Origin of the sequence: Streptomyces sp. AK02-01A, assembly GCF_033795305.1 — a bacterium.
Taxonomy (GTDB): domain Bacteria; phylum Actinomycetota; class Actinomycetes; order Streptomycetales; family Streptomycetaceae; genus Streptomyces.
This window is the reverse complement of the sequence record NZ_JARBAE010000033.1, coordinates 65,424-73,174: the sequence shown is the minus strand read 5'-3', so window position 1 is coordinate 73,174 and position 7,751 is coordinate 65,424. Positions and strand designations below refer to the sequence as shown.

Below are 7,751 nucleotides of genomic sequence, written 5' to 3'. Positions count from 1 at the left end.
TCAAGCTCCTGCAGACCCAGCTCCAGGCCCTCCGCGTCGACCGCGACCGTTTCGAGCTGCTCGTTCATGGCAGTTCTCCTTTTCTGATCCAGGGATCCAGTTGTCGGATGAAGAGTTGCTTGGGTGTTGCGTTCTCCGTTCCGCACCGCTCGGGCGGCGGGACCGGAAGTCTGTGAGGTGCGGGCCGTGGCGGTCAGGCGACCGCCGTGAGCAGCGCGTTCACATCCGCTGCCCGTAGTCCGCCGAGCATCGGAAGTCCGGCGCCCCAGGTGCGTACGGTCCGGCGGGCCACCGTTTCGAGCAGGTGTGGTGCGAGCACCAGGTCCCGCGCCACGCCCCAGCGGTCCATCAGTGCGGTGATGCCCGCGACCGGCTCGGCGGGCAGCGGATCGCCGCTGCTGTCTGCCGAGCGGAGCAGATCCCAGATCCGCCGGAGGCGGCGTGCCGAGCCGAGCCGGGTGTCCCCGGCGAGCACCGCCCGCCACAGGGCCGGCAGGAGCGCCGCCACCGCGGTCATCTTGCGGGTGCCGAGCGCGCTGGACAGTTCGTTCGCGATCATCCAGCCTTCGGTGCTGAACAGATCGCGGCCGAAGCAGAGCCAGGTGGACTGGGTGAGACCGCTGAGCCGTGCGAGGTCCATCCGCAGTCCGGCGTCCGGGACATGTCCCGCCGCCAGTTGCCGGGCCGCCTCGCCGCCCAGCCGGACGAGCTGGACGGCGCAGACCTCCGCCAGCGCGTCCTCGACCGGCCGGTCGTCGAGATTTCCGGCGTACGGGCTGACGGTACGGAACACCGCCTCCAGCACACCTTCGAGCAGCAGATCCGGCGGCAGTGTCTCGGTCGCCGCCGGGTCGAGCAGGGCCGCGTCCGGTGCCAGCGCGTCGCTCATCACCAGCCGCTTCCCGCTGTTGTGCGGGAGACAGGCGACCCGACTGAGCTCGGAGCCGGTGCCGATGGTGGTGGGCACCGCCAGCAGCGGCCGGATCCGGCGGGTCCGCGCGTCGAGTGTCAGCAGCCCGCTGCGGCCGGTGGTGCGCAGGTCGGCGCGGGCCCGTTCGTCCTCGTGAGCGACGGCGAGCAGTTTCGCCCGGTCGATCAGCGACCCGCCGCCGATGACGGCTATCAGATCGGCGTCGGCGGTGGCGTCGGCCAGAGCGAGGATCTCGTCCGGGCCGCCGTCGCCGTCGGGCACGATGCGCCGGGTGGTGTGTGCCGCCCGGTCCAGTTCCTCCGTCACCAGTGTGGTGATCCTGGTGTCGGTGACGGCCGGGTCGAGCAGCAGTGCGGTGACAGCGGGTTTCCCAGGTGTCCCAAGGCTGTTGGACCCGTGGAGCCCGCCGGCGCCGTGGAGACCGTCGAGCCAGTCGGCGAGTCCCGCGGCGCCGATCAGCAGCCGGCTGGAACCGGACCAGGCGATGTTCACCGGACTCCTCCCGTGTGCCGGCTTTCCGCGTACCGCTCGGCGCCGGTGCGTACGGCCTCGGCCAGTTCGCCGATCTCCGCGTCGGTGGCGGTCAGCGGTGGCATGAGCTGCACGCCGTGGATGCCTCCGTGGACGATCGCGCCCGCCCGGCGGACGGCGGCGACGAGACCGGGCACCTCGGCCTGCGGCAGCGGTTCGCCGTCCGCTGTCCGTACGCGTACGGAGCGGAAGAGCCCGATGCCGTCGGTGCGGTCGAACAGCGGGTGTCCGGCGACGAGCCGGTCCAGTGCGGCACCGAGCGTCTCGGCCGCCCGGCGGCCCTGGGCCACCGCGTCCAGCCGGCGCGTCTCGTCGATGGTGGCGAGGATCGCGGCGCAGGTCACCGGAGTGCCCGCCTGCGTCTCGCCGTGTGAGAGCACGGCGTCCTCGTCGCGGAAGGCGTCGGCGACGGCCCGGGAGACCACCACCGCGGCGGCCGCGCAGGTCCCGTTGGTCAGCCCCTTGGAGGTGACCAGCAGATCGGGACGGCCGCTCCAGCGCTGGGAGGCGAACATGTCGCCGGTACGGCCGAATCCGGTGGCGACCTCGTCGGCGGCGAGCAGGAATCCGTACTCCTCGCGCAGCCTCAGCAGAGTGTCGACGTATTCGTCCGTCAGAGGTACGGCTCCGCTGCCGAGGACCGGTTCGACCACGACGGCGGCCACCTGCCCGCCCTGGGCCCGCATCAGTTTCTCGATGCCGGCCGGGTCGTTCGGCGTGACATGGCGGACCAGGCGCTGGTCGACGCCGTACACCTGCTGGCCGAGGTTCTCACCGGTGAGGGCGAAGCCGCCGAAGGTGAGGCCGTGATAGCTGCCGCGCAGGCCGACGACGAGTTTGCGGGACTGCTGTCCGCGCAGTGCGTGGTAGTGCCGGGCCGTCTTCATCACCAGGTCGTTGGCGGCGCCTCCGGAGGTGGAGAACAGCACCCGGGCGAAGTGGTCGGCGCCGCAGAGCTCCACCAGGGCCTCGGCGGCCCGCCGGGCGTAAGTGTGTTCGTAGCGGAAGACGCTCAGATAGGAGGCGTCACGCAGGGCCTCGTAGGCGGCGCGGGCGATGTTCTCGTTGCCGTGGCCGAGGTTGGCGTTCCACAACCCCGAGTCGCCGTCGAGGAGTTCGGTTCCGTCGGCGAACCGGACGCGCATGCCCCGGGCGGAGACGGCGCACAGCGCGTCGTCGCCGTGTTGGGACGGAGGGAGCAGCGAGGTCCACAGAGCGGGATGGTCCTGTCCGTGGTCCCGCCGGGGCCGGGTGTCGGTCGTCACGGTCATCTCAGGGCCTCCGCTTCCAGCAGGACGTCGTGGTGGCGCCCGCCGCCGGGCACGGGAGTGAGGGAGCGGACGGCGTAGCCGGCTGCCTCCAGCTCGGCGATGACCTGGGATGCGGGCAGTACGCCGATGGTGGTGGTGGCGACCGTGACGGGACCGTCGGCGGGTGGTTCGACCGGGACCATGGTGACGGTGCGAGTGGTGTCGCCGGCGCTCCACTGCTCGATCATCCGGTAGCCGCGTCCGTCCCGGCCGGTGGCGATGATCTCGGTCTCGTCCGTGCCGTCGGTGACCGCGTCGACCTCGACGGTGGTGAGCAGGAACCGGCCGCCCGGAGCGAGATGCTCCCGTACACAGCGGTAGAGACCGGGACGGGCGTCGGGCGGCAGCAGCGAGATGGAGGTGGTGCCGAGGACGACGGCGCCGAAGCGGCGGCCCAGTGCGAAGTCGCTCATGTCGGCTCGCACCGGAGTGCAGCGCTCACGCACCGAAGGTGGTGTGGTGGCCAGCCGGCCGCGGAGGAGTCCGATCATATGAGTGGACAGTTCCAGTGCGGTGACGTCGCGGCCCAGGCCGAGGAAGGGAAAGGTCAGCCGGCCGGAGCCGGCCGCCAGGTCCAGTACGGCACCGGGAAGCCGGCGCAGCGCGGTGAGGAGTTCGCGTACCTCGTGCGGCGTGGTGCCCGCGAGATCGTGGTAGATGGGTGCGCCGGCCTCGTCGTACAGGTCGCACAGGACGGCTCGTTCACCGAGTTCGGCGACGGCGCGGGCGGCGCGGCCGGTGAGCGGAGTGCCCCCGCGGGCGGGACTGAGCAGTGTGGCGGCCATCAGACGGTCACCTCCTTCGGTGCGTCGGTGTGGTCACGGGGTGCGGCGGACTCGGTCAGCGGCAGTCCGATGCCCGCGAAGTAGGCGGCGACGGCGTCGACGGTGTCCGGGTCGGCGTAGCCGGCGGCGGCCCGCGCCGAGCCCGTGACCAGCAGCGCCTCGGCGGCGAGCGCGGCATCGGTGGAGAGCGCGACGGTGCGGCGGTCACCGGTGTGATGGATGAGTGCGCGCTCGTCGTTCCACAGCAGCAGCGGGGCCGTGGCGGACTGGTCCCGCGGCGCGGCGAAGCCGTCCAGCGCGGCGACCACGCGGCCGCCGAATCCGGAGACACGCGGCTGGTCCAGGCCGCGGGTGACGGCCTCTCGGACGGCTCCCACGGCTGCCAGATAGCGGCCGAGCCAGGGGCGGGCGGTCAGCCGTTCGGTGCGGGACGCCGCGTCGGGCAGCGCGCCGAGGGCGCCTGGTGACTCGCGCCAGGCCCGGTGCAGTCCGGCGGGCGAGGTGCCGACGGGACCGAGCGGCGCGCCGCCGGGTGAGACACGGACCGTTCCGTCGGCGGCGACATACAGCCGCAGTCCGGGGCCGTCGCCTTCCGGATCGCCGCCCAGTGCTCCGAGGTCGCCGAGCTGCACCGAGGGATGGGTGAGGAACGCGGAGAACTCGCCTCGCGCCAGGGCCTGTTCGGCATCGTCGAGATAGGCCTGGAAGTCGGCCTCCTCGGCGATCCTGATCAGCGTCGGCCCGAGCACCGAAAGATAGGGAGTGATCGAGTAGGCCTGCACCTGGAGATAGAAGTCGGGATGCAGACCCGCTTCCGCGCCCGGCTCACCGAGCGAACCCTGCCAGGTGATGACCTCGGCGCCGGACTCGTGCCGTACGGGCTCGGCGCTCGGTTCGTCACCGGAGACGAGCACGACGGTGCCGGGTCCCGCCACACCCGAGCCCAGCAGGGCGTCGAGATGGACGGCGTCCTCCAGGACGACGGTCGCGGTGAACGGCGGACGAGGAGAGAGAGCGGCCAGCGGACGCCCCGTGCCCCACTGCAAGGCGTGAGCCTTGACCGAAGCGTATGTCATGAGCATGCCTATCGTGAGAACGTGAAGGACGGAGGTAACGGGTGCGGAGACGTCAGGCGGCCAGACCGAGCGCGGTCAGCAGAGTGCGCAGTTCCTTCGTGGCGGCCTGCGGTCCGAAGAGCGCGGCCACGCCGGTGACATTGAGGACGATCTCGTCGGCGCCCGCCTCCCGGTAGGCGTCGAACTTGGCCAGCAGCTCGTCCGGTTCGCCGTACAGGAAGGCGTCACCGGCGACCAGTGCCGCGCCCTGCGCGGCTTCGTCGGCGGCCGGAGAACCGGTGGCCTCCGGAAGTACGACACCACCGCGCCGGAGCATGTCGCGATAGTGCTGTGCGCGCAGATGGTTCCGGTTCGACGCGAGCGCGAGCTGTACGGGATCCCGGTCGGCGGCCGCCAGAGCGACCGGCACCATGGCCACCACCCTGGGAGCGGGCCGGCCGGCCTTCTCCGCACTCTCGCGCACCGCCGGCACGATGTGGTCACGCAGATAGCGGGCCGGTGTCAGCCAGGTGATCGCCGCGTCGGCGACCTCGCCGGCCACCCGGGCCATACCGGGGCGCAGCACACCGAGTCCGAGCTCCACCGGTGGTCCCGGCATCACTCGCAGCACCGCCTCCTGGTGCACGTACTCGCCGTCCAGTATGTCCTGATGTCCCGTCAGAGCGGCGCGTACGGCGGTGAGATACTCGCGGGCTGCGGTGAGCGGACTGCGGTACGGGGCGCCGAGCAGGGCCTGTTGCACGCTCGGGGCACCGGGTCCGTATCCGGCCAGTACCGATTCGCCGGTCATCAGCGAGAGCGAGCGGGCCTGGAGCGCGGCCTCCGTCGGGTGCCTCAGCGGCATCAGGGTCACGCCGAGTCCTGCCGGGACCCGGAACCCGGAGCCTGCCGCGTGGGCGAATCCCTGGTGGGACTCGGTGGCGAGGCTCTGTCCCTGCCACAGCCGGCCGGCGCCGGTCCAGTGGACCAGTCCCGCGAACGGCAGCATCTGTTCCGGTCTGTTCGGAACGAACGGGACGAGGACCGAGTAGGCGGTCATCGGGCTTCTCCTGCTCCTTGGACGACGGGCGGCGGATGGTGGTGAGTGGCGCTGGACGGCCGGGCGGTGTGGCGCTCGGGTCCGGACTATCCCCAGTCGTTGATCTGGAGTCCCATGGAAGCCGTCACCAGCGCGGCCAGGTCCTTGACGCCGAGCAGACCGTGGCTGACAGCCTGAGCGTGGCCGGACACCGGCGCCAGGGCCTCGTCGGCGTGCGCGCTGCCGGCCCCGGCGAGTCCGAGCAGGACCGCGGCGGCGACTGTGGCGGTAAGGCGCTTCTTCATGGTGGTTCCCCCTTGTTTCACGACTGGCCGGACCGGCGGTCCGGCCGCCTTCGGCCGGACATCCGGTGAGCTCCGGAGGTGTTTCCCGGCGGCTCCTTGTGACCACAACTCTGCCGTTCGTGGAGCCTGTGTTCGAGGGCCCTGGCGCGCAGCTTGCTGCGTTCGCTCATGTCACTTGCTGCGCTTGTCGCGCTCCGCGCCCGGAAGCGGAATGCCGCATTGACATGGCCTTTCCACCGCCGACCTGGTAAATCTGAGCCGGAATGCGTGATCAGCAGACGTGTCTGGGGGAGCCATGTCGCATCCGATTCTTGAGTTCCTGGATATAAGACCCGAAGACGAGAACTTCTATCGCGTACTGCTGCGCACCGGCGGCGCGAGTCCGCAACAGCTCGCCAGGCACTGCGACATGGACGAGGAAGCGGTGTGCGTACTGCAGAAGAGAGCGATCGGCCTCGGCCTCGCCACCGTCACCGACGGTCTGCTGCGTCCCATCACACCCGCCAAGGCGGTGCAGAACCTCATCGACCACCGCATCGCGCTGACGCGTGAGGAGTTGGAGAGCGCCGCCGCCGCGCACGGTGTTGTGGCCGCACTGCTCGCCGAGCGCGACACCGCCGCGCCCGCCGACCCGTTCGCCGACTCCGACCGGCCCATGATGAAACACCTGGAAGGACTCGCCGAGGTCCGGGCCGCCATCGACGAGCTGGCCTTCTACACCCGTTCGGAATCACTCACGACGTGGCCCGGCGGCCGCATCCCGGTGGACAGCATCACCACGGCCCGTCCGCTGGACGAGCGCATCCTGCGCCGCGGCATCCGGATGCGCAGTCTTTTCGGCGCGGCCGCGCTGGACGACGCCGAGACGATGGCGTATCTGCGCGAACTCGTCCGCAAGGGAGCGGAGGTGCGCATCTCCCGTGTACCGCTGGAACGCATTCTGATCTACGACCGGGCGGCGGCGCTCACACCGATCGATCCGGCGGACAGCATCCGCGGCGCTCTGCTCACCCGGGAGCCGGGACTGGTCGCGGCGCTGGTCTCGCTCTTCGAGCGGATGTGGGGTCAGGCCCAGGAGCTTCCGGTGCTGGTCGGCGAGGACGGACCGGAGTCGGCCGGCGAGCGGCCCTCCGAGATCGAACGCCGGATCCTGGAATCGCTCACCACGGCGGACAAGGACGAGACCGGGGCCCGCGACATCGGCATCTCGGTCCGTACGTACCGCAAATACGTGGCGGCCCTGATGCAGCGGCTGGACGCCTCCAACCGCTTCCACGCCGCGCTGCTGGCACGCGAGCGCGGCTGGATCTGAGACGACTGGGAGTACGTGAGACCGGTGCGCTGACACGACTGAGGCCGGAGCACCGTAGGACGAGTGCTCCGGCCTCGGCCGGACGGCATCGGACGAGCGGCGCCGCCGGCTATCGCCTGGCACCTCGCGTCAGCGCACGGGCGCACACGAGCGCGCCAATGGCGAACACGGACACGGCCACGGCCTTGACCGCGCCGTCGAAGATCACCAGCGAGCAGGCGAGCGCGATCAGCAGTCCGGTCATCCCGGCGAGCGGATTCCTGGCGGTGCCGCCAGTGGATTTCTGGGCCATGACGCGGGCTCCTTCAGCAGGGGGAATGGCGATTCCACTGTGACAGCCACCACTTCCGCACGCGCCGCTGTCCGCGTGCAGCTTCCTGCGAACCGCCTCGCATCATCCTGCGCCCGACGCGAAAACCTCACGGGGACAAGACCGTCGGCCCGTACGCGGTACGAGAGCGCCGGGGCCCGCGCGCCGCCGGG

The 7,751-nt window shown here is 71.1% G+C and carries 8 protein-coding genes; 1 reads left to right on the top strand and 7 read right to left on the bottom strand.

Features of this window, described 5'->3' with window-relative positions; translation table 11 throughout:
• Window positions 1-193: 193 nt before the first annotated feature.
• The 6 genes from mpaC to PV679_RS26155 all read right to left on the bottom strand — a co-directional run bounded on the left by mpaC (window position 194) and on the right by PV679_RS26155 (window position 5,956).
• Window positions 194-1,423, bottom strand: coding sequence for a daptide-type RiPP biosynthesis dehydogenase (mpaC, locus tag PV679_RS26180; protein WP_319682853.1), 1,230 nt, complete (start codon window positions 1,421-1,423; stop codon window positions 194-196).
• Window positions 1,420-2,733, bottom strand: coding sequence for a daptide-type RiPP biosynthesis aminotransferase (gene mpaD / locus PV679_RS26175; RefSeq protein ID WP_319682852.1), 1,314 nt, complete (start codon window positions 2,731-2,733; stop codon window positions 1,420-1,422). The genes mpaC and mpaD overlap by 4 nt, the downstream gene beginning before the upstream one ends.
• Window positions 2,730-3,557, bottom strand: coding sequence for a daptide-type RiPP biosynthesis methyltransferase (mpaM, locus tag PV679_RS26170; RefSeq protein WP_319682851.1), 828 nt, complete (start codon window positions 3,555-3,557; stop codon window positions 2,730-2,732). The genes mpaD and mpaM overlap by 4 nt, the downstream gene beginning before the upstream one ends.
• Window positions 3,557-4,633 carry a daptide biosynthesis RiPP recognition protein gene (gene mpaB, locus PV679_RS26165; RefSeq protein ID WP_319682850.1) on the bottom strand — a complete coding sequence of 359 codons (1,077 nt, stop codon included), beginning with the start codon at window positions 4,631-4,633 and terminating at the stop codon, window positions 3,557-3,559. The genes mpaM and mpaB overlap by 1 nt, the downstream gene beginning before the upstream one ends.
• Window positions 4,634-4,685: 52 nt before the next feature.
• Window positions 4,686-5,672, bottom strand: a complete 987-nt coding sequence (locus PV679_RS26160; protein ID WP_319682849.1) for an LLM class flavin-dependent oxidoreductase — start codon at window positions 5,670-5,672, stop codon at window positions 4,686-4,688.
• An 86-nt stretch (window positions 5,673-5,758) separates the two neighbouring features.
• The gene (locus PV679_RS26155; protein ID WP_319682848.1) at window positions 5,759-5,956 is read right to left on the bottom strand and encodes a hypothetical protein; all 198 of its coding nucleotides are present in this window, start codon (window positions 5,954-5,956) and stop codon (window positions 5,759-5,761) included.
• Between the two features lie 295 nt (window positions 5,957-6,251).
• Here PV679_RS26155 and PV679_RS26150 point away from each other — a divergent pair, with 295 nt between their 5' ends.
• Window positions 6,252-7,268, top strand: a complete 1,017-nt coding sequence (locus tag PV679_RS26150; protein WP_319682847.1) for a helix-turn-helix transcriptional regulator — start codon at window positions 6,252-6,254, stop codon at window positions 7,266-7,268.
• A gap of 109 nt (window positions 7,269-7,377) precedes the next feature.
• Here PV679_RS26150 and PV679_RS26145 read toward each other — a convergent pair whose 3' ends face one another.
• A complete protein-coding gene (locus PV679_RS26145; RefSeq protein ID WP_319682846.1) occupies window positions 7,378-7,560 on the bottom strand; it encodes a hypothetical protein in 183 nt (60 codons plus the stop codon).
• Window positions 7,561-7,751 lie beyond the last annotated feature (191 nt).

Bases quoted from the DNA above. Each gene is read 5' to 3' on its own strand.
- mpaD (WP_319682852.1), bottom strand. From the start codon at position 2,733: ATGACCGTGACGACCGACACCCGGCCCCGGCGGGACCACGGACAGGAC.
- mpaM (WP_319682851.1), bottom strand. From the start codon at position 3,557: ATGGCCGCCACACTGCTCAGTCCCGCCCGCGGGGGCACTCCGCTCACC.
- mpaB (WP_319682850.1), bottom strand. From the start codon at position 4,633: ATGACATACGCTTCGGTCAAGGCTCACGCCTTGCAGTGGGGCACGGGG.
- PV679_RS26160 (WP_319682849.1), bottom strand. From the start codon at position 5,672: ATGACCGCCTACTCGGTCCTCGTCCCGTTCGTTCCGAACAGACCGGAA.
- PV679_RS26155 (WP_319682848.1), bottom strand. From the start codon at position 5,956: ATGAAGAAGCGCCTTACCGCCACAGTCGCCGCCGCGGTCCTGCTCGGA.
- PV679_RS26150 (WP_319682847.1), top strand. From the start codon at position 6,252: ATGTCGCATCCGATTCTTGAGTTCCTGGATATAAGACCCGAAGACGAG.
- PV679_RS26145 (WP_319682846.1), bottom strand. From the start codon at position 7,560: ATGGCCCAGAAATCCACTGGCGGCACCGCCAGGAATCCGCTCGCCGGG.